Genomic DNA, 21,818 nt, shown 5'->3' on the forward strand with positions numbered 1-21,818 from the left:
TAAGATAGTTTTCCAGTCTCTAACAAATAATTTTATGGATGGTGAAATTAGTTTGGAGCTACTTTGATACAAGCATTGTGAGCCTATCATCATTACTATTTCGTTGCAATAAGCATAGCCAGCCACAGAAATATAATCGACCTTAATTTGACAAATCTTCGATTACATATGAAGTCGTAAAATACCGCAGGAGCACCTTCTGACTTATGTCAGGCATTCTGCTTATTGATACTGAGGCTATATTGCTAAACATATATTCCTGAACGCGGGTTTAATATTGGTAAAGCAAATCTACCATTATGAAATCAGCCTATTTATACGTCCGGGTTAGCACGGATGAACAAAAAAGAAAAGGTTATTCTCTTGTTGAGCAAGAAGATCACCTTGTAAAACATTGCCAGTTATACAATATTAAAATCAAAGGAACATTCAGGGAAGATTTTTCTGCAAAGGATTTTAATCGCCCTGAATGGAAAAAACTCATCAAAGCAATCCGAAAGAACAAACATCGACCGCCGGAAAATATACTTTTTATAAAATGGGATCGCTTCAGCCGTAATGTTGAATACGCCTATCAAATGATCCGGACATTGAGAGAGCTTAATGTTCAGACGATGGCTGTTGACCAGCCTATTGATTTTGATATACCTGAAAGTATAGTAATGCTTGCCGTTTACCTATCCATACCAGAAGCGGAGAATTGTAGACGTGGATTGACGACCTCGGATGGTATAAGAAGAGCAAAGAAAATGGGTAAGTGGCCGACAAAAGCACCTATTGGATATATGAATCGAACGGCACCTGATGGCAAAAAGTTTATTATGCCCAAGCATCCCGAGGCAGAATATATAAAATGGTCGTTTGAACAGCTGGCAACAGGTACCTGTACTATCAGTCAGGTAATGAAAATTGCCAACATTAAGGGCCTTCAATGTGGGCGCAGCCATTTCTGGAGAATTTTACGCAACCCTATCTACTGTGGGATTATTAAGATTCCCGCCGGCCGTAATGAGGAAGAGCAATATGTCAAAGGGATTCACGAGCCACTCATTTCGGAAACCCTATTTTTTCAGGTTCAAAGTCTCACAAATAAAAAGAACAACAAACTAGAAAGTAGAGAAGCTTTAAAATCAGTATTTCCTTTAAGGGGGCTTTTATCCTGTCCGTGGTGCGGTGGTAAACTTACAGGAAGCATATCACAGGGGAAACACTCAAAATATGCTTACTACCACTGCTTGAAACATAGATGCAAGGGTAGATTCCGCGCGGAAACGTTAAATCATAACTATGAAGAAAAATTAAAGCATATACGTTTGAGGCCTGAGGCATATGAATTGTTCAATCTTATTTTGGAAGATGAAAACATCTTTACTCGACAAAGAGAATACTCTGACCAGCGTAGGGCGATTTTATCGCAAATCTCGATACAAGAACAGGAAATTTCAAAGGCAAGAAGATTCTTTTTGAATGGGAGAATCGACTTTGACGACTTTGCTAAGCTGAAACAAGAATACAACGAGACATTGATCCAGTTGAATATACAGTTGTGCAATGTGACTGTTAAGCTGACAGACTGCAAACAGAATAATAATGTATGGCAGTATTCTGATCTCAATATTCTTCAATCATATAAAGAACAAGACTTAAGAGGCAAGCGTGATATTATAAATTTATTTACTCCAACATCAATAAATCCATTTACAAAAGACTTTGATGTAATACATGTTGACAAAGTGCTATCTCTGGTCACAAAATATTGTGAATAAAACTCAATTGTCAACCATCATCAATATAACTTAAAGAATATGCTACAATCATTTTACAGGAACGGAAAAGCCTTTTCAACCAGAAAAGTTTCAACAGAGCAAGCCATAAGAATATTGAAGCGAAACGGTATAAGTGTAAACAGCGAAAAGGCCGAAATCATTTTAGAATTTCTTTATCTCATTGCTAGGACCTATAGGAACATTGAAAACAATGAAGAACACGCGAAGTTTGAGCTTAAAGAAGATATCGAACATCGAGAGACGCACTCAGACGGTTTTTAAGCAACTTTTTTAGTAGAAAAATCGAAAGACAAAATCAGATGTAAAAATCTCGAACACTTTTTCATCCTAGTGATTTGAAAAGTAACAGCTTGTGAATCAGTCTTTTACAAGCATAAAAAAAGGAAACAACTGAAATTTGTTGTTTCCTTTAGCGGACCGGACGGGACTCGAACCCGCGACCTCCGCCGTGACAGGGCGGCATTCTAACCGACTGAACTACCGATCCTTCCCTTTGAAATCACCCGAAGGCTCTTCCGTTTTGGGATTGCAAAGATAAGAACAAAAATCCCACAAACGCAAATCTTTTTATTGAATTTTTTTCGCCCGGAATTGGGTAATTTCATTCACGTTCAACCACTGATATATGAAAAACCTTCTTCCCATAACCCTCCTCGTCATATCCGCCTCCTGCAACCAGGCGCCAAAATCCACTGTGGCAGACACCTCCATCGTCCAGGACGTGCAAAACCTCGTGCCCGTCGCCCCTCCCCCCACATCGATCCCCTCACCGCCCAGATACAAGCGCAAGATTCCATCTTCGACGACGGTTCCATCCCCACCACATGGGAAAACGCCGGGTTCAACAACCCCGCCGACTTCAAACGCTTCCTCTCCCGCTTCAAATCCTGGGTCCGTAACGATCAGCCCGACTCCATCGCCGCATGCATCCGATTCCCCCTCCGCCTATACCCCTCCTCGGCCGACTTCAAATCACAATACCACCAGATCTTCGACCCCGCCCTTAAAACCGCCGTTGATACCTTCCGCCTCGACCGTATCTTCCGCAATTCCCAGGGCGCCATGGTGGCCAACGGCCGCATCTGGTTCGCTCCCCTGCCCGAAGGCTACCGCATCATCGCCATCAATCCCCAGTAAACATGACCTCCCAGGAAGCCGCCCGCCTCATCCAGCTCCCCCATCCAACCACCCCACAACCACAAACCTGGGCCGACCTCGGCAGCGGATCAGGCCTCTTCTCCGAAGCCCTCCTCCGCCAGTTGCCTCCCCAAAGCCAGGTCTACGCTATCGACCGTACCGCCATTCCGCACCCCGCTCCCGGCATCATCCCCCTCCAACGCGATTTCCGCTCCTTCCCCTGGAACCTCCCGCCCCTCAACGGCATCCTCATGGCCAATGCCCTCCACTTCGTTGAACAGCAGGAAACATTCCTCCGGCAAGCCGCCGGAAATATCGTTCCGGGCGGACAATTCCTATTCGTCGAATATGACACCGACACGCCCAATCCATGGGTACCTTATCCCCTGAGCCTTTCCACATTGCAATCACGGTTCCGCAACCTCGGTCTGCAGCCCCCGCGCCTGCTGCGTTCCATGCCGTCCAAATTCGGCCGCGCACGGCTCTACGCCGCGGTAACGATAGTAGGATAATTTGCATCCCGCACCGATTTATAGCTGTTTTCCGATATTTGCACCACATGCCGAAACACCGTTACATATGGATGGCGCTCTTGTTGACCACGCTGGCCTGCCAGCAACCCCGGGAAACGCACCGCGCATTTTACCACTGGAAGCAACGATACGCCCCCTCGTCCGGAGAAACCGCCATGCTCCAAAAGCTCGCCGCATCCAGGCTGTACGTCAAATGCTTCGACGTGGACCAGCGTGGAGATAAAGCCATCCCGGTAGCCATCAGCGATTTCCGCGCCGCATTCCCCGACAGTGTTTTCATTGTTCCCGTCGTTTTTATCATGAATGAAGTGTGGCGACGGAACGACACCACCTTGACCCACGGCGTTGCCCGCCGCACCGCGGCACTGCTGGCACACCTCTGCCGCAACATCCCGCCGGAACGCATTCCGGAAATACAGCTCGACTGCGACTGGACCCGCTCCACCCGCGATGCGTATTTCGCCTTCCTGCGCGCTATCCGCAACGAGCCCTTCTTCCAACATCGCCTCCTGTCCGCCACCATCCGCCTCCACCAGGTGAAATACAGCGGCGGCAGCGGCGTGCCGCCCGTGGATAAAGGGCTCCTCATGTGCTACAACATGGGCGACCTGCGCAAACCCGGCGACCACAACTCCATCATCGATCCCGAAACTTTGCAATCCTACACCGGCAACAACCGCATCATCCAATACCCGCTGCCGCTCGACTTCGCGCTACCGCTCTTCGAATGGGATGTGCTTTTCCGGAAAGGCCAATACGCCGGCCTCACCCGCAACATGCCCGTGGCCGACGAACGCATCTTCCGGAAGTCGGGAGATTTCAGCTACACCGTCATGAAAGACACTGCTATCAGCAACGTGCGCCTGCATCCCGGGGATGTGATCCGGCGTGAGGACAGCAGGCCGGACGTGCTGCGCAAAGCCGCCAAACAACTCTCGCAACAACGGCAAGCCCACGCGCCGGTGATCATCTTCTATCATCTCGAACCTGGAATTCTAAACAAATATGACCTGCATGAACTGGAAACGATTTACAGCCTATTCGGGTAGCGCACTGGCCCTCACGGTGGCAGGCGCCGCCTATGTGTGGTCCTGCGGTCCCGAACCCGACCCTTACGATTATTACACGACGCTCTTCAACCCCAACCTGGCGGAGAAACCCGGATTCGAGCCGTTTTACTACACGGCGCTGGCCGACCACTATGCCGCGGAAATTCCCGAGCAAACATTAAACCTCCAGGAATGGGGCGCTTTCTTTAAGGGGAAAGTCAATGAGAAAGACCTGACGGAGTTCATCTACACTTACACGCGCCCCCAAATGGCGGTGCTGTACAACCACATTGAAAAAAATCAGCCGCTCCAGCTGCCCGACAGTGTGCAGCAAAACGGTTTGACGCAATATTTCCTGGCCTCGAAAGACCGCGAAACGCTCGGCTACTTCATGTACGCCAAACAATGCGAGCCGCATTCTTCCCCGGGCGATTACTGGGAAGTTCCCAAACGCGATTCCGCGACGATGATGCGGCTCGCCAAAAACGGGATGCAGCTCTACCGCGCGGCCCAGAACGAAAATATCCGGGAACGATATGCGTTTCAATCCGTGCGGATGTCGCACTATGCCGGTAACTACACGCAGGCACTGCAATATTACGACTCCCTCGCCGCGCCCCTGAAAAGCGAATCCCTCATCCATTACCGGACGCTGGCGCTGAAAGCCGGTTCCCTCATGCGCACAGGCAAAAAAGCGCAAAGCGCTTACCTCTTCTCGCAGATTTTCGATAAAGTGCCCAGCCAGCGCAAGCTCGCGTTCCTCAACCTCAAATGGGCCAACGTGTATGAAAATAGTGTATTGCAACTATGTAAAACACCTTATGAACGAGGTACGGTTACGGCGATGTACGCTTTGCGCCAGGCGGATTACCATCCGCAGGGACTGGAACAGACCTACGCCCAGGATCCGAAGCACCCTTTGCTGGAAGTGCTGCTCAGCCGCGAGATCGCGAAACTGGAAGAAAATTATATGACAGGATTGTTGGGTAAGGAGAGCGGGCAGATACACAATTACTGGTATTCATCCGAGTTCGGACCGGAAAAAGTGGAGCGGCTCCGCGATTTGGCAGGCCGCTTCGCCACGGAAGGGAAAGTGAAAGAACCCGCTTTGTTTCACATCGCAGGGGCTTACCTTTCCTATATGCTGCGCGATTACAAGGCCACCCGCGCCAGTCTCGCCGCGGCACAAAACCTGCCGGCACGGCCCGGTGTGAAAGACCAGTTCGAAGTGGTGAAGCTCCTGCTGACCATCGCGGAGCAACCGCGCTTTGACGCGCCTTTCGAACAGGCGCTGCTTCCTTCCCTTAAATGGCTGGATGCCAAACTCCCGAAAAAAGAACGCAATTATTGGTACGACCCTGCCCCGGAAACGCTGACGGGCGATTACTATTCCCGCTTCTACCGCAACCTGATGGATTTCATCATCGCGCCGCGATATGCCCAACAAAACGACCTCGCGCGGAAAGCCCTCGCCCTTTCCGTCCGCGACCGCGTCAATCCTTATCAATATTACTGGCAATATGTGTCCGCGCAGGATTTCATCCGCGACAGCCTTCCCACCGGCACCATGATCGCACTCTACAACGGCCGCAAGGCGCGCAACTTGTCGGACTTCGAAAAATATCTCTATCAGAATCTCGCACTGAAGGAAAATGAGCTGGGCGAAGCCGTGGCCATCAGCTACGTACGCCACCACAATTTCCCCGACGCGGTGGAATGGTTCAGGCGCAGCGGCAGCACCCGCGCTACGGAAGCGGCGCTACGCCCGCAATTCAGGGATTATGGCATTGAAGAATCAGATTCCATGCGCCAACCCATTTCTGAATTGCAGTTCGCGGAAAAAATGGTTTCGCTGGAAAAAGACATGAAGAAACAGAAAGTAAACCCGGAAACGTATTTCGAATATGCCAACGGTCTTTTCAGCATTTCCTACTACGGCACATCCTATCATCTGACCGTCAACTACCGCCCCAGCACCGATTGGTGGAATCCTTCGTACGACAACACGCCCTGGCTGAAGGAATATTTCGGTTGTTACCGCGCCGAAACCTTCTACAAAAAAGCCGCCGACGCTTCCTCCGATCCGGAATTCAAGGCGAAAGCACTGTACCTGGCAGCCCGCTGCGCCCAGAAGCACCTCCCCTATTCCGATGATATGGAATGGCACCTGCAGGCGATACGCAACAATCCTTACTTTCCCGAACTGCACGGTCAATTCAAAAACACGCAATTCTACCAGGAAACAGTGAAAGAATGCGGCTACCTCCGCGATTTCGCCAAGGCGCAAAAACCATGATCATATTGATTTTCAATGCATAAAAAAGGGGCTGGTATAAAAATACCAGCCCTAGTTTTTTTCATCATTACTACTAAATAAACAATGCGGAACAGCCGGACGATGAGGCCCGGGCCATTCCACTTACAATATAACGAATTTCAATGATTAAAAGTCGCGGATAGCCGTTTCCGTAATGGTAAAAATGCCGTCATGTCGCAGTGCGCCGGAAATTGTCATCGCTCCTCACTATAAATACCATTTTTTATAGCGCAGCAGCCCTTCCAGGAAATAGTAATCGGCGTAGGTCAACGGTACATCCACTTCCGAATTGGCGAGAAAATGCCCTACACTGTTTTTCAACAGGAAGCCGCCGTTCTCACCCGGTTTTGCGCGGTATGCCGGCGAGCCCAGCGATTGCAGCATGGTGGCCGCAGCGGATACGTACTGTTGCCTTTCCTGCCTGTTCACGTGCCGCCCCAGCTCCAGCAGCGCAGAAGCTGCAATGGCGCCAGCGGATGCGTCGCGGGAAGTAGGCATCTGCGGCGCGTTGTAATCCCAATATGGAATTTTATCGGCGGGCAGGTTGGGATGCGTTAAGATGAACTGCGCGATGTTCCTTGCGTGGTCGAGGTATTTTTGGTCGCGGGTGAAACGGTACATCAGCGTGAAACCATACAGTCCCCATGCCTGGCCGCGGCTCCAGGCCGAAGTATCGTGTGCACCCTGTCCATTTACTTTCTGGATAACCGTGCCTTTATCGAGATCATAATCCACGATATGGAAAGTACTATGATCGGGGCGATAGTGGTTTTTCAGCGTGGTGTTGGCGTGGGTAATGGCGATCTCACGGAAACGCGGGTCTCCACCCTGCTGGGCTACCCAGAGCAATTGTTCCAGGTTCATCATGTTATCGATGATCACGGGGCAGTTCAGCCTTTTGTTTTTATTCCAGGATTGGATGGATTGGATGGAAGGTTGGTAACGGGTGATTTGATACACCGCCGCCGTGTCTACCACATCTTTATATTTTTTATCTCCGGTGATGCGGTAAGCGTTGCCGAAGGAGCAATAAATCATAAACCCGATATCATGGTTGCCGGTGTACCGTTTTTCCTTCTCGAGAATGGCGAGGCGCTGTTCCGCTTCGGCTTTCACGGCCGGGTCTTTGGTGTATTCATAGAGGTACCATAGCGTTCCGGGATAAAACCCGCTGCACCACCATTCGGTGTCGGAAGTTACGGACCGGCCGTTCTGGAAAGTGCGGGGCATCCGGTGGGCCGGGGTACTGTCTTTCAACACCTGGTACTGCTTTACTGCGAATCGCATGTTTTCATCTATCAATGTACGCATGTCTTTTTTCGACACCTGCTGGGCGGATGCGGCCGCCGGGATAACGAGGAATGCCAGCGCCGTGGCCCATTTACCGATTTGGGAAGTCATATTGCGTCTTTTTAACTGTAAAACGGGAATTTAACCTGAAACTGCAAACGTTTGCATAAAAATAATAAGCCATCCGGATTATCCAAGGAATTTTTGGATCTTGCGGGCATGCGACTTGTTTTACTATTCTTTTTAATATTTACGAGCTGCGCAACCAGCGCACAAACCGGGAAAGTGGTATCGGTAAAAGATGGCGATACAATAGAAATGATGATAAATGGGAAAGCGGTCCGCATCCGGTTGTTCGGTGTGGATGCGCCGGAGAAAGGGCAGCCCTTCGGTGAAAAGGCCCGGCAATATTGCGCGGACCTTTGTTTCAACAAAACCGTGCGGATGGTCAAAAAAAACAAGGATCAGTATGGACGGATCGTGGCGGAAGTGTACCTGCCCGACGGCTCTTCCCTGAACCACCGCCTCGTAGCCGCCGGCTTCGCGTGGCATTACACCCAGTTCAGCAACAGCCAGGAACTGGCACGCGCCCAGGAAAAGGCGAAACTGGAAAAATCGGGGCTATGGGCCGGCAAAAGCCCGATCGCTCCCTGGAACTGGCGGAAGCAACACCGCCGCATGGCCCGATAACCGAACATCATTATACATGGCAACACCTCAGCACTCCGTTACCCTCCGTTTCCTCGCCGAACCCTCTGATGTAAATTTCGGCGGCAAAGTACATGGCGGATCCGTAATGAAATGGATCGACCAGGCCGGCTTTACCTGCGCAGCCAACTGGAGCGGGCAATACTGCGTAACCGTTTATGTAGGCGGCATCAGATTCTACAAGCCCATTGCCATCGGCGACCTCGTGGAAATCGACGCTTCCATCATCTACACCGGTAACACCAGCATGCACATCTCCATCCATGTTTACGCCGGCAATCCGCGGCAGCAGGAGAAAATCAAAACCACCCATTGCATCATGGTGTTTGCCGCCATCGATGAAAATGGGCAAACTGCGCCCGTGCCCAAATGGACGCCGCGCACAGAACAGGAATTGAATATGGAGCAGTACGCCCATCGGCTGATGGACCTGCGGAAGAATATCGAAGATGAAATGAAGCCCTACCTGTAACCCTTAAGCAATGGCGCGGCTGAGCGCCTGGGCCTGGCCGGCCGTATATACGGCGGTCAACAGTTCCCTGCGGGGAATCGGCCGGTCAAACAGGTTGTCGGTGAAAGCCCATGCAATGCGCTGGCTTTGCCCGAGCACGTACACCGCCGGCAGTGGCGCATTCTCCTCGAATCCGGAAAGGCGCGCCCACAAGGGATCCGTTTCCGCGTAAATACCTGCGCTCTTCGCAATTTTGAAATCTTTATCGTACGCCAGCGCAAACGGTACGCCCAGCACCTTCAGGTCTTCCACCGGATCACTGGAAACTACCAGCAACTGCCCTCCCATCACCTGGATATCCGCATACAAATCTTCCAGCTGCTGCAAAAACGGTTTTGAATAGCCGTTCCAGTGGCGGGAATAAAACGCCAGCACCAGCGGCTGGTTCAGCAACTCGCTGCCCACGATGTAAGCGCCCCCCGTGCCGAGGAACGAAAACGGCACCACGAAATCCTCGCGGTGCAAATGGAAAAGCGGCAGTGTGGAGCCTTCAGCAACAGGCTGGATGGGGGTGCGGTCTTTGGGACGGGTCGAAACGATGTCGTACCGGATAGGGGGAAGATCTGCGTAGCGGTTGTTGGTGTACATAAAATGAAGGTTGGTTTGTGATGCTGATTTCAAATGACAATACAAAGATAGGAAGAAATACTATTAGTCCACAAAACTAGTGGACTTTTTTTATAAAAAGAGAAACCCGCCGGAGTAGCGGGTTTCTCTTTTTATCTAAACGGGTAGATCCTTATTGTTTCACGAATTCGCCGTCTGCGATGATGTTGACTTCGTCGCTGAGCATCTGTGCGGGGAATTTGGCGCCGATGTTGAAATCGCTGCGTTTGATGCTGCCGGTAACACGGAAACCTGCGGTGGGCTTTTTGCTCATCGGGTTTTCGATGGTGCCGCGGTACCAGAGTTCGAGGGTCACGGGTTTGGTCACGCCATGGAGGGTGAGGTCGCCGGTGATGCTGTATTTACCGTTGCCCAGGCTTTTCAGCGAAGAGCTTTTGAAAGTCAGGTTGGCGTTGGTGGCTGCGTCGAAGAAATCGGGGGATTTCAGGTGGTTGTCACGCTGCTCGATGCCGGTGTTGATAGAACCGGTTTCAGCGGTGAGGGTGAACACGCCATCGCTGAAGTCAGCTTTGGAAGCGCTCACGGCGGCTTCAAATTTGGTAAAAGAACCAGATACGGTTGAAAGGCCCAGGTGCTGGATGTCAAATTTCAGTTGGGAGTGCGCGCCGTCGGACTTCCAGGTGGATTGTGCAAAGGCGCCAACGGATACTGCCATCGCCAGCAGGAGGCTCATTACTTTTTTCATATGTCGTGCTGTTTGGTTATGAACAGGATTGCAAACTTATGTACATTTGCTTTCAACTTGTTAGTAGTTACCTAAAGGTAAGTAGTTACTTTGAGGTAAGTTTAAGGTTATTCGAGGTTCGATACAAAGAAAACAGGGCTATGTTAAAGTTACAAACAATTTCGGCAGAATGGGAAACCTGTACGGCATTATCTGCGGTACAGGATGCGTTGTATGTGCTCCACGGCAAATGGAAGCTGCCGATCATCGTAGCGCTCAGTTCCGGCAATAAACGGTTCAACGAATTGCAGAAAACGGTGCCGGGCATCGCGGCGAAAGTGCTTTCCCACGAGCTGAAAGAACTGGAGCTCAACGGGTTTGTTACCCGTCGGGTACACGATACCACCCCGGTGCTGGTGGAATATTGCATCACCGATTACAGCAATACGCTGGGCGAAGTGGTGGACGCCCTCCGCAAATGGGGCACCCAGCATAAGGAAAACATCCGCCGGCAATTGAAGAAAGTGGATTAGTCGAGCCGCTGGCGGAGGTAATTCCCCAGCTCCTTCCCGGCGCGCGCGTAGGCGGCGCCGATGCGGGCCCCCGGTTCCGTTGTCGGGCGCGCTGCTTTCGCCTGCCGCCTCGTCGATCTGGATTTTCACGACCACTTTACCGGTCTGCGTATCCATCACCGTGACGGTACCTTTCAGTTTGGCGGACTTGCGGATGATGCCCGATTGCCCTGGTTCGATGTAAACGGAGCTGAAAACCAGTTGATAGCGGGTATCGGGATGTTCCCCGATTTCTTTTTCCGAAAATTTCCGGAGGGATTCCAGGAACTGGGGCTCGTAGAATTTCGATTTGTCGCCCACCCACATTTCTTCCCAGGCATATCCGCTCCCGGGAGCCCTTTTTTCGGCGTCGGCTTTCTTCTTACGGATATAATTCGCTTCTCTTCCCAAATCCCCCACCATTAGTTTATCGTATTTATATATGATATGGAAGGTATCGATGCCTTTGAGCGCGTCGATCATACCGGAGGAAACGTCGATTTTCTGGGCTGTGGCCGAAAAAGCCAGCGCCAGCAGCGGGCACAGGAAAAATAATGTACGGGATCTCATGGTTCGGCTGTTATGCGGATAAATATAAATCTTTTCAGCCATCTGAGAAGGTCAAAAAAATGGGCACCCACGAAGGATGCCCGTATGGTTGCTTTCTTGCGGGTATTGCAGGTTGATTTTTGATGAAGGAACGGTATCGCCCGTCCGCGCAATATAGAGTAGCAACTAAGACCGGTACTGCGGCCTGCTTCATGGTTGGTTGCTGCATTAAACGGATAGCATGGGCACAAGATACGCTCCTCCCCGCCCCGGCGCCATCCATTCACTGAAAACTGAAAAGCCGGTGACAACGCTTCTCCAACTGCGCCGCCGCCCATCCGCCCGGATGAACAAATTCACCGGAACCCGCCGCCGCAAACCCGGAATTTAGACATTTCATAAAAGAATCCGGCCGTACGGCAGGGAAATCACCGACTAATTCGTGACCAATCCATGACATACCAAAAACGGGCGCTACACAACCATTCCGCCGGAGGTATTGTTTCAGTAGATAATTCATCCATTTGCTTTCGCATCGTATCTCACAACCACACCGTATCTGTTCATTACCATAAAACCGCGTACTTCCATGCCAATGAAAACATCCGCAGGTATCCTGCAGGGGGCGAACTTTGAATTCACCATGAAAATCCCCCGACTTACCATGAAAGCCTTATCCATGATGCCATTGCCCATTACAACAGCAGTTCCGGCGGCGATATGCTCACCCAATACTTCCACGACCCGTACGTACATGTATGGTTATACGAATCCCGGCAGTTGGCAATACAGGAGCTGATGGTTAGGATCGCCTCAACCGCCACAGTCGCGCTTTACAATCTGGAAGGCACTGCCCGCTTGCTCACCCGCGGCCGCGGCGCCCTGGAGCTCGAAGCCAACAGCTACCAGATCCTCCGGCTGCAACCGGAAAGCCACCGCCTGGAACTGGCGGAAGGCCGCCACGTTTTCCTCCTCCTGTTCCTCTCACCCACCATTCAATCGCTGGTGAGCCATGATTCGATCGTGGCGCCTTACGCGCAACCTCCCGCCGGCACCTTGTGCAAAACGCGGCTCAATCAGATCCTCAGCCTCTACCAGCCGCTGCTGAAAGGCGATATCTGGCGATTGAAACGACAGGTCCTGCTGCTCGACCTGCTCTTCCATACGCTCGATGATGCGGGCATCCAATACCGCCTGGAGGACATGGACGTTTACCATAACGACTACCAGACGCTCAACCGCGTGAAATCCTATATCGCGGAAAACATCGACAAAAAGCTCTCGATCGCCCACCTGGCAAAACATTTCGGCGTGCAGCCCACACAGTTGCGGCGCGGATATTACCGGGTGTTCCACCAGCATTTGTGCGATTATATCCGGGATCTGCGGCTGGATAAGGCCCGCCGGTTGTTGACGCAGACGGGGCTGCCGGTCCATGAGATCGCATGGGAGGTGGGATATGAGTCTGCAGCGGGGTTTTCGCGGGTTTTCTCGCATTATTACCAGCAGCCGCCGATGGACATCCGGAAGTGAGGGGATTGTACGAATGAAAAAAATGCAAAGAAATCTGTCGATCCGGATATTGGAAAATAAAATTAGAAGAGTAGATTTACATATAGAAGCATGAACGGCATGAGAATGCACAACAGACTGAGAACGATTCATGCCACGCTAAATAATGTCTGCAACACGAAAGAAACTAGCATCTAAACAGCAATTAAACCGGGTATCTATGAAGCAAAAGAAGTTGCTTGAGAGCATAGTGTTTTTCCTCTTTCTATTCTGGATATATGCCGCTGTGGTGAAATTGGCGGATATCAGCTTATGGAGGTTCCGTTTAAAGGAGCAGCCGTTCGACGATGTATTCGCGGAGCCGCTGGCCTGGGGATTACCGGTACTGGAATTTGTTATTGCCGCGTTAATGATATCTGCGCGGACGGTGAAGTGGGGGTTGTACATGGGGGCTGCGTTGCTGGTGGTTTTTAGCGTGTATATTGGAATGATTCAGTTGAATTTCTTTTCACATGTCCCGTGTAGTTGTGCGGGGATAGTAAAGTCTTTCGGATGGACGGAGCATTTAATTTTCAACCTGGTGATATTGGCCGTAACGATGTATGCCATTCTCCGAATAAATAGAATGCAAAGTGGCCCGGCTCCCTCTTTGGTGCAGTTGTCCTGAGTCTACACACAACACTTTCTCCTTTACTGTTTTTGCCAACTTTCCCGTTCCCTTTAATTTTTTTATCAGCTAGCATTTGCAACGGCAGGAAACTGCCTCTTGTATTTGTATTTATTTACATCTAAGTATCGTATTGCTCTCACAGAAAAAAAGTTTTATTATGAAAAAGCTCAAAATTGGCTTAATCGCAATTGCATTGATTGTTGGTGGTGTTCAGGCGTATGGGGGATTGAGGTTTACAACTTATTATTGCGAACCAGGAATAATCATCTCTGACCCATGGTATATCGTGGCAGCTAATTCACCTGCATTTTCATGTAGTGGCGGTACTTTATTTAACAATATTTGCACGTTCAGTACTAGTGGTTCATATGGAGTTGGACAAATAGTCTCAAGTACTAACTGTACTGTTCAATCATCATATGAAGATTAAGTTTTCTATCGTTCATTTTGCGTGATACCAGTCAGATTTATTTCATTTTGAGGTATTGGGTAGACATATCTCTTGTCATTTGGCTGTAGTTCAATAAGAATTCCGTTAACTTTACGATAAATCGGTGTGGCAAGACTAGGGTCAAGATTAATTCTCCTAAGATCTTGCCACCTAATATTACCAGTAAATGGTAGTTCTTTCCGCCTTTCAATTAATACTTTTCTTAATAACGAGTCTGCATTATTTGAGGCATAGTCTTCATATGTGCCGGCTTTATACCTATTACGCAATAGCTTGTTCAGATCATTTCGCGCCGTATTCAAGTTCCCTAATCTAATGTTACTTTCAGCCCTAATTAAATAAGCTTCATTGATTGCTAATCCACAAAAATTACTTGCATTTCCTGTATACCCACCTTTAAATTTAACTGCTTGAACATCTATTTGATTATAAAAATAAATCTGCCGTAAATCATTTATTTCGTATTCATTATATAATGATGTGTCTACCACGCCATAAGAAATGAAGTCGCTGGGAAAAATTGTTTGATAAAGATTGCCTTGAGCATATAAGACAACTTCTGCATTCTGCTCATTGTAATCAGGGAATCTATATGGCAGATTTAGACTTGGCTTCAAGTTAAAGTCAAGCAGAGAATTATTCAAATTCAAACATAATTCAGCGTATTTCCGCGAATTTTCATAATCAGACATATTCAAGTAAATCCTAGCGAGCAATAAATATGCTGCACATTTGGAAGGACGTGTCTTAATTATATTTGTCTCTGGTAAAAGTTCTGCAGAAATTAGTGCATCCCTTACTATTAAATTATACGTTTCTAAAATGGAAGATCGATTGGTAATTTCATTGATATCTGGACTTGTCCGTAAACACAAACCTAAATCTACATCAGCTGTTTCATGATAATACGGTTTACAAAACAGGTTTGCCAATTCAAAATAGAATAACGATCTAAAGAAATGTGCTTGTCCTTTCACATAGTCAAACGTTGCAGAATTGAAGGAATTTCTTCCTATTTCTTCAATACCATACAGAACAATATTCGCATAATTGATTGCTTGATATCCAACCGTATACTCCACAGATGATCGGCCCTCAAAGATATCCTTATTCCATAAATACGAATTACGTTCGGCAATTTGAAGATTTTGAATGAATTGATCGCGCACAATAATATTATCGCTAGCAACCTGACCAATAGTCGGAAGTGTTAAGTTAAATACGGAAGTGTTATTGAGTAACTTTTGGTAATCCTCTATTGCACTAAACACTACGTCTTGTTTTGATCTAGGCTCATTCAACCAATCAGTTGCTTTTTTGCATCCCAAAAACAAGCACCCCAAAGTCACGAAAATGCAGTAAACAAAACTTTTCATACGCATTATAATTTCATTATTGCACCAACAGAAGCGGAGAACGAATTTGGAACACGCGTCATGAGATACAGATTACCCATATGTGAAACATCCGGATCTAGCCCCATTCTGTTCGCCCTCCATAAAATCCCAATATTATTACAGTATGTAAATAGTTCATAACTCTTGAAGACGCCCTTCTGTTTAAGCTTCGATTGGTAAGACAATCTTATATCCTGCAATCTAATGTGATCTCCCCGCTCCACAAGCACTTCAGATCTTTGATAAAACTGCGACCGTAAATCATTGGAAGGATAAGTAACAGAGGGTACTTCTGTAAACAATTCATCCCCAGGCTTCGTCCATCTTTTTGTATAATCCATGTGAGCATCTTTTCGCAATATATCCACATAATTCAACTCAACACTGGGCCGCCTGAAGTAATACTTAAACTTGTATGTGAGTGTAAACGATAAATGAATGTTCTTATAACTGAAATCGTTCCTCCAATTACCAAACCATTGCGGAAAGCCTGATCCATGATACACCAGGCTATCCGGATGAAAGTTATTGAGTATTTTGCTATATTCTCTGCTTATCTGTCCATCTAAATAACCCTGAGGATCTCCTGTTTGGGGATGAATACCCGCCCATTTATAACTAAAAACACCTTTCAAAGACTTGCCCTTTACCAAAATCATCTGCGTAAAGGGATCATTAATGAAAATATTACTTCGGTTGGGAAGCTGTGTTGACTCGACCAATTCGTCTTTCAGGTTTGTTGCAGTGAGTTTGGAATACCATCGAACCTGCCCCAGTTTGAATACTCCATTTAACGTAACTTCCAAACCATTCGCCTTCGTAGCCGCAGAATTCAAGTACGCACTTGAAAAGCCTGTCTGAGGTGCTAAAACTACCTGCTGCACCAAATCCTTATTGCTTTTCCTGAACAATTCGATCGAGCCAAAAACAACGTTCTTAAACATTGAAAAATCCAGCCCCAGGTTTGCAATTCTCACTTTCTCCCAGCTAAGCTCCGCATTTGCCGGGTTGGCGACAAGGCTATTGGGTAATCCAGTTAATGGATCTACTCCTCTGGTAGCCGTTAAGTAAGCCGATCCATTATAGATATTCCCATTCTCACCAATTGAAACCCTCAACTTTAGAGAATTCACGAAATTGAGTTTAAAGAATTGCTCCTTCTCGATATGCCAACCTCCTCCCAAAGACCAGAATGGTTTGATTCGCTCATTTGTCCTTGCGCCAAAAAGGTTGGTCCCATCTTTCCTTCCAATTATGGTCAAATCATACTTTCTCAACAGGTTGTAGTCGATGATTGCATAGTAGGAAAGATATCTGTTTAGAATACCGTCGTTACTACCTCCAAGATTCAACTTATCATTCAGCGTAGCATTTCCTATTGGCGTTAACGGAAAACTCAAGCTTGTGTTTAGGTTTGTAATCGGAATCCCGTTTATATTGTCATAGCCCACGCTTTCACGGTCAAATCCAGAGGCATTTACTTCCCTTAATTCACCCCCGATTATAGTGCTAATGATGTGCGACTTAAATCTTCGCTGGAAACTCACACTCGACCTGAAACTGTTTGCCCGCCAATCATAATCACTGATTGCCATTATCCCTCCAACGGGCAAAGCTCTCGAAACCGTCCGTGATGCTGCATTATAACTTGAAAAGGAATTAATAAGATTTCTAGCAAAATAGGACTGTTCATCCCAATACTTTTGGGAAAAGATCATTTGCCGTTCGTTCTGATAATTTAGTTCAACTTTAAAATATTTCAGAAAGGAATACTTTATTGAAGCGCGTAAGAGTAAGTTCTGTAAAGAGAAGGTATTTTGAAGGTTATATATTTCATCAATGGGTCTATATTTCCAGTCTAAGAACCCTAGTTTAGATAAACTATCCGAAAAACTGGCTCTATAATCTTTTACGATACTTGCCGGCTGCCCGGAGGCATCAAACATGGAAGCATAAGGGTACATATATTTATACTTTCCGCCGGTCATTTGTACCGATTTGGTTAAAACTTCATTGCCCACATCTATCTTTTGCTGGCTGAAATTCAACATGGCCGAAACCTCCAAATTCTTTAACGGCTTAAATTGATTTGAGGAAACAATCGTTGTCCTGTCATTTCGATTCCGCGCCATGCTTGACTGATTCCTGTCATGGCTTAATGAAACATAATATGCGTAATCTTTTGTACCACCCCGCACCCCGATGGAGTACTGCTGATTCAAAGCATTCCGATAAGCGTATTTTGAAATATCATTACGCCAGTCATTTGATCCTAGCTGCCTTAGCAATAGATCTTCCTCTGCCTGGGTAATTTCTCCTTTATTCTTTCGGTCAAATATCTCCACTGCCGGCGTCACTATCGGGAAAAAGGTTTTATCCGATAGATCTGCACTAAAATAACCTTTATCATAAAGGAATCTTTCTACTTCGATATAATCAAATGCATTTAAATAGTTTTGATCGTAGCTAAGATTTGGTTTCTTGATAAAAGTAAGGCTGGTTGCAAAATCAACCTTCATTCTTTCTTTGTATTGCCCTTTCTTTGATGTTAATACGATTACGCCATTTCCGCTTCGCGCGCCCCAAACTCCTGCGGCGGTTGCATCTTTCAGGATCGTTACATCAGAGTAGTCATTGGCATTGAGATTCTTAATATCACCTTCATAAGGAAAATTATCCAAAACAATCAAGGGATTCGGATTTACCCTGTTAAGTGACAACGTACTAACCCCCCGCACATAAACACCCATGTCAGCACCCGAAGGCATCTTAGGAATGAACTGGCCGAATTCCGGCGTTCTTATTGATAACATCCCACTTGCAGCCCCATCCAGCCGATCCAAAATATTAAAACTGGTCGACCGGTTGATGAAGCCGCTGTCTATGACCGATACGGCCCCCGGTGTCTCCCGCTTCTTCAGCACCTGGTACCCCGTGTTCGCCGTGACCTCTACGGCTTCGATCTGGGCTACGGAGGGTTCGAGGATGAAGTTCTTGGTGCGCTCCCCGTCGAGGCGGTACTGGCGGCTGAGGAACCCGATAGAATTGATAATCAGGGTCGATTGCGGGTGAACCCGCTCGATTTTGTAAAAGCCGTTGCCATTGGTCACCCCGCCCTTCCGCTCCCCTTTCACCATAATCGTTACCCCCGGCAGCGCAACCCCGTCATTATCCATCACCATCCCGGATACCGTGATCAGCAGCTCTTCGCTCTTCAGCCGCACCGGGTGCTGGCTCCTGAACAGGATGATATTGCCCCCGCGATAGGTCCAGTCGACCAGTTGGTTCCCCAATACCTTGTCCATCACTTCCGCGACCGGGGTATTGCGGAAGTGAACGGTGAGCTGCTGGCTGAAATCAATGACTTTGCTCGACCGGTTGACGTAAATGCCGGTTTCCTTGTCCATCAAATCGAATATTTCCTCGATGCTGTAAGTACCCGAAAGCGTAAACGTCTTTTCTTGGGGAAGCGTTTGCTGGGGAGGCGTGGCAGCCTCCTGGGCGCGGGCCGTACCGGCCACGCGGAATAACAGGGTGAAAGTGAAAAAGCCGTAAACCAGAATCGCTGCAATATTCCCCATGCGAATGTCTTTACAAATTTTGGTTGTTTGTATGTCGTTCGTTCTGGCAGCAAACTCCGGGGTACTTTTCACATGGAAATAGGCCATGCAGGAATCCGGGGATTAGTCTCATAAAATAACCAAAAATCCTATTTACAAAAATAGGATTTTCGCTTTTGTCTAAGCATGCTAACGTGTTAGTGTAGTTGATAGGCCCTACCATGGGGCTATTATCTTAAATGCCTGAGGCGATTGCGTAAATTCTTTAGCGCGATTTTTATGTGGCTTTTCACGGTTTCCGGTTTCAACTCCATTTCCACAGCGATCTGCCGGTGCGGCTTCCCTTCCAGGTACGACTTTTCAAACGCCAGCCGTTGCTGGCCCGGCAAAGATTGCATCGCATCATGCAACCCGCGGCGCGTATCCCACCTTTCGAGCTGCTCGCCGGTCTCAAACCTGGGCTCCGTTTCCTCGAACCGGTCTTTCCGCCGCTTATCCGTCACCGCTTTCCGCTGCGCACTGAGACAATTGTTACGCACGGCACTGAATATGTATGCTTTATACTTCTCGGGCTCCACCTTATCCAGATGGCAGCGCCTGATAATCACTTCAAATGTATCCATCACCACGTCATCCGCCTCTGCCAGGTTTTTCTTCTGCAGCAAATAGGCAGCCTCTGTAATCAATGCCCTGTGATATTGCCTGAACAAATCACAGATCAATTGATGCATTGCATCTGAAGGCTCATGTGGCGTGAATGATTCTTCCGACATATAATTCGCATCTCGTTTTTAGATTGTTAAAATACATCAGCTCCTTTATTCCCTTCGATATTCCCGGGAAAAAGAAGCCCATGTACAATCAAATGCAATTACGGAAATTTCTTCACTCAATTTAGTGAAAAAATAGAATGCAAGAAAAAGCGAGTTGTTAACCTCGCGTTAATCAATGGATCCTGGTTCATGTCATGCATGCACCCCGCAAAACAAATATAATGGTTAACTCAGGGAATTACTAACAAACAAATCAGAGAATATGCTCGCTGTCCTTCACAATCTCCAAACGGTACCCGATCCGGGATAACAACTCGCTCGACTCATCCAGCAAATCCAACAACTCCTCCCGCAAATTCGACCCATTCTCTCCCGCCCGATGAACGAAATCCTCCCAACTCAGGTTGTCCGTCAAGAAGATGAACTGCAATCTGTTCGTCAAATATGAATTTTCCATAATGAAAAAATTAATATATGGTCCTGATTGTCCTGAAATACACTAGAATACATACAGTTTCTTCCCTTCAATCCGGTAACGCACCCCCTCCGATACCCGCAGCACATCCATAAACTCCTCCAACGGCTTGTTCTTGTCCAGCTTCACATCAAACGCATATGCCGCCAATTCCGGCCTGTCCACCACCAGTTCCAGCGAATACCAACGCTCCAGCGCCTTCGCTATCTCCTGGAAATCAGCTGATTTGAAATAATATACCCCCTGCATCCACGAGAGCTTGTCCCGCTGGTCAAACGCCATTACCTCCAAAGCCCCGTTCTCCCGCCACACGGCTTCCTGCCCCGGCTTCAACTCCGCCGTACCTCCCTCTCCCACCGCGCGGACACGGCCGCTCACCAACGAAGTCACCACCCTCCCAGGCTCATATGTATTCACGTTGAACGTCGTTCCCAATACCTGCACTTCCCCCTGCGGCGTCTGCACCACAAAAGGTTTGCCCGCATCAGGCGATACATTGAAATATGCCTCGCCGCTCACTTCCACCTCCCGCCTGTCGCCGGTAAAAGTGAAAGGAAAACGGATGGAACTTTTAGAATTCAGCCAAACCTCGGTACCGTCAGACAATACCAGCCGGCAATCCAGCCGCTGCGGCACCTCCAGCTGGTTCCAGCCGTCCGCCGTTCCGGAGGGATCCTCGTACCGGAGCGTATTGTCTTCCCCCATCCACACCTTCACACTGGCCACCAGCCGCGAAGAATTGGGCCGCAGCGCAATCCGCTCGCCACCCGCCATATTGATCGTTACCTCGTCGGATACAAACTCCGGCTGCAGCCGCGCCAGCTCTTTAATGTCGGGCTGCGGATGATAAAAATACCGGGAATACATCACCGTAGCCACCATCGCCAGTACAGACGCCGCGGCCACCCACCGGAAAATCCGGATCGTACGGCCCGACCGCTCCGCGCCTTCCAGGGCCTGCGCCGCCAGCTCGTCCCACCGCTTGCTGGTAGGCCGCTCGCGCAACAGCTCAATCATTTCAGGCGAATTGTACAACTCATATAACTCGTCGCACATCTTTTTGACCTGAGGATCCGCCATCGCCGCTTCCAGCTCGGCGTCCTCACTTTGGGTCGTAGTACCCGCCAGTTTCTGCAGGTACAAATGCCGTATATGATCTAAATTTTCAGCCATAAGCGAAGAGGTCTTATATAAATAGATGGATTTTACATCCCCGCAGGGTGTATCGGCCAAAAAAAATTCAAACGGAAATCTAAC

At 48.4% G+C, this 21,818-nt stretch carries 20 protein-coding genes and 1 tRNA gene; 12 read left to right on the forward strand and 9 right to left on the reverse strand.

Features of this window, described 5'->3' with window-relative positions; all coding sequences use genetic code 11:
• The first annotated feature begins 299 nt into the window (after positions 1–299).
• Positions 300–1,766: a recombinase family protein gene (locus WJU16_RS08635; RefSeq protein ID WP_341837920.1), complete on the forward strand. Its 1,467-nt coding sequence runs from the start codon at positions 300–302 to the stop codon at positions 1,764–1,766.
• 434 nt (positions 1,767–2,200) lie between these two features.
• Here the strand turns inward: WJU16_RS08635 and WJU16_RS08640 are convergent.
• Positions 2,201–2,274, reverse strand: a tRNA-Asp gene (locus tag WJU16_RS08640).
• An 83-nt stretch (positions 2,275–2,357) separates the two neighbouring features.
• On the opposite strand from WJU16_RS08640, the gene WJU16_RS08645 reads away from it, so the two are divergent.
• Genes WJU16_RS08645 through WJU16_RS08660 form a run of 4 tightly spaced genes read left to right on the forward strand, consistent with a single transcriptional unit; the run spans position 2,358 to position 6,802 of the window.
• Complete coding sequence (locus tag WJU16_RS08645; protein WP_341837921.1) at positions 2,358–2,924, forward strand: hypothetical protein; 567 nt, start codon at positions 2,358–2,360, stop codon at positions 2,922–2,924.
• A 2-nt stretch (positions 2,925–2,926) separates the two neighbouring features.
• Positions 2,927–3,436 (forward strand): class I SAM-dependent methyltransferase, encoded by a 510-nt coding sequence (locus WJU16_RS08650; protein ID WP_341837922.1) that lies wholly within the window; start codon positions 2,927–2,929, stop codon positions 3,434–3,436.
• A 47-nt stretch (positions 3,437–3,483) separates the two neighbouring features.
• Positions 3,484–4,506, forward strand: a complete 1,023-nt coding sequence (locus tag WJU16_RS08655) for a hypothetical protein (protein WP_341837923.1) — start codon at positions 3,484–3,486, stop codon at positions 4,504–4,506.
• On the forward strand, positions 4,472–6,802 hold the full coding sequence (locus WJU16_RS08660; protein WP_341837924.1) for a hypothetical protein: 2,331 nt from the start codon (positions 4,472–4,474) through the stop codon (positions 6,800–6,802). The genes WJU16_RS08655 and WJU16_RS08660 overlap by 35 nt, the downstream gene beginning before the upstream one ends.
• A 228-nt stretch (positions 6,803–7,030) precedes the next feature.
• Here the strand turns inward: WJU16_RS08660 and WJU16_RS08665 are convergent, their stop codons facing one another.
• Positions 7,031–8,224, reverse strand: a complete 1,194-nt coding sequence (locus WJU16_RS08665) for a glycoside hydrolase family 88 protein (RefSeq protein ID WP_341837925.1) — start codon at positions 8,222–8,224, stop codon at positions 7,031–7,033.
• A 207-nt stretch (positions 8,225–8,431) separates the two neighbouring features.
• On the opposite strand from WJU16_RS08665, the gene WJU16_RS08670 reads away from it, so the two are divergent.
• Together WJU16_RS08670 and WJU16_RS08675 are read left to right on the forward strand one after the other, a co-directional pair.
• Complete coding sequence (locus tag WJU16_RS08670; RefSeq protein WP_341837926.1) at positions 8,432–8,803, forward strand: thermonuclease family protein; 372 nt, start codon at positions 8,432–8,434, stop codon at positions 8,801–8,803.
• Positions 8,804–8,819: 16 nt separating this feature from the next.
• Positions 8,820–9,293 (forward strand): acyl-CoA thioesterase, encoded by a 474-nt coding sequence (locus WJU16_RS08675; RefSeq protein ID WP_341837927.1) that lies wholly within the window; start codon positions 8,820–8,822, stop codon positions 9,291–9,293.
• 3 nt (positions 9,294–9,296) lie between these two features.
• On the opposite strand, the gene WJU16_RS08680 is transcribed toward WJU16_RS08675, so the two are convergent.
• Both WJU16_RS08680 and WJU16_RS08685 read right to left on the reverse strand, forming a co-directional pair.
• Positions 9,297–9,920: a redoxin domain-containing protein gene (locus WJU16_RS08680; protein ID WP_341837928.1), complete on the reverse strand. Its 624-nt coding sequence runs from the start codon at positions 9,918–9,920 to the stop codon at positions 9,297–9,299.
• 151 nt (positions 9,921–10,071) lie between these two features.
• Positions 10,072–10,644, reverse strand: a complete 573-nt coding sequence (locus tag WJU16_RS08685; RefSeq protein ID WP_341837929.1) for a YceI family protein — start codon at positions 10,642–10,644, stop codon at positions 10,072–10,074.
• 140 nt (positions 10,645–10,784) lie between these two features.
• On the opposite strand from WJU16_RS08685, the gene WJU16_RS08690 reads away from it, so the two are divergent.
• The 5 genes from WJU16_RS08690 to WJU16_RS08710 all read left to right on the forward strand — a co-directional run bounded on the left by WJU16_RS08690 (position 10,785) and on the right by WJU16_RS08710 (position 14,335).
• Positions 10,785–11,156 (forward strand): helix-turn-helix domain-containing protein, encoded by a 372-nt coding sequence (locus WJU16_RS08690; RefSeq protein WP_142679022.1) that lies wholly within the window; start codon positions 10,785–10,787, stop codon positions 11,154–11,156.
• Between the two features lie 808 nt (positions 11,157–11,964).
• Positions 11,965–12,114, forward strand: coding sequence for a hypothetical protein (locus WJU16_RS08695; protein ID WP_341837930.1), 150 nt, complete (start codon positions 11,965–11,967; stop codon positions 12,112–12,114).
• 407 nt (positions 12,115–12,521) lie between these two features.
• Positions 12,522–13,256, forward strand: coding sequence for an AraC family transcriptional regulator (locus tag WJU16_RS08700; RefSeq protein WP_341837931.1), 735 nt, complete (start codon positions 12,522–12,524; stop codon positions 13,254–13,256).
• A 199-nt stretch (positions 13,257–13,455) separates the two neighbouring features.
• Positions 13,456–13,902 (forward strand): MauE/DoxX family redox-associated membrane protein, encoded by a 447-nt coding sequence (locus WJU16_RS08705; protein WP_341837932.1) that lies wholly within the window; start codon positions 13,456–13,458, stop codon positions 13,900–13,902.
• 160 nt (positions 13,903–14,062) lie between these two features.
• Positions 14,063–14,335 (forward strand): hypothetical protein, encoded by a 273-nt coding sequence (locus WJU16_RS08710; protein WP_341837933.1) that lies wholly within the window; start codon positions 14,063–14,065, stop codon positions 14,333–14,335.
• 5 nt (positions 14,336–14,340) lie between these two features.
• Here the strand turns inward: WJU16_RS08710 and WJU16_RS08715 are convergent, their stop codons facing one another.
• From WJU16_RS08715 to WJU16_RS08735, 5 genes are all read right to left on the reverse strand, one after another.
• A complete protein-coding gene (locus WJU16_RS08715) occupies positions 14,341–15,732 on the reverse strand; it encodes a RagB/SusD family nutrient uptake outer membrane protein (protein ID WP_341837934.1) in 1,392 nt (463 codons plus the stop codon).
• 5 nt (positions 15,733–15,737) lie between these two features.
• Positions 15,738–19,421, reverse strand: a complete 3,684-nt coding sequence (locus tag WJU16_RS08720; protein ID WP_341837935.1) for a SusC/RagA family TonB-linked outer membrane protein — start codon at positions 19,419–19,421, stop codon at positions 15,738–15,740.
• A 122-nt stretch (positions 19,422–19,543) separates the two neighbouring features.
• Positions 19,544–20,086, reverse strand: coding sequence for a sigma-70 family RNA polymerase sigma factor (locus WJU16_RS08725; RefSeq protein ID WP_341837936.1), 543 nt, complete (start codon positions 20,084–20,086; stop codon positions 19,544–19,546).
• Between the two features lie 253 nt (positions 20,087–20,339).
• On the reverse strand, positions 20,340–20,528 hold the full coding sequence (locus tag WJU16_RS08730; RefSeq protein ID WP_298715057.1) for a hypothetical protein: 189 nt from the start codon (positions 20,526–20,528) through the stop codon (positions 20,340–20,342).
• Positions 20,529–20,585: 57 nt separating this feature from the next.
• The gene (locus WJU16_RS08735) at positions 20,586–21,734 is read right to left on the reverse strand and encodes a FecR family protein (protein WP_341837937.1); all 1,149 of its coding nucleotides are present in this window, start codon (positions 21,732–21,734) and stop codon (positions 20,586–20,588) included.
• Positions 21,735–21,818: the final 84 nt, after the last annotated feature.

The sequence above is a fragment of the Chitinophaga pollutisoli genome (genome assembly GCF_038396755.1).
Lineage (GTDB): Bacteria > Bacteroidota > Bacteroidia > Chitinophagales > Chitinophagaceae > Chitinophaga > Chitinophaga pollutisoli.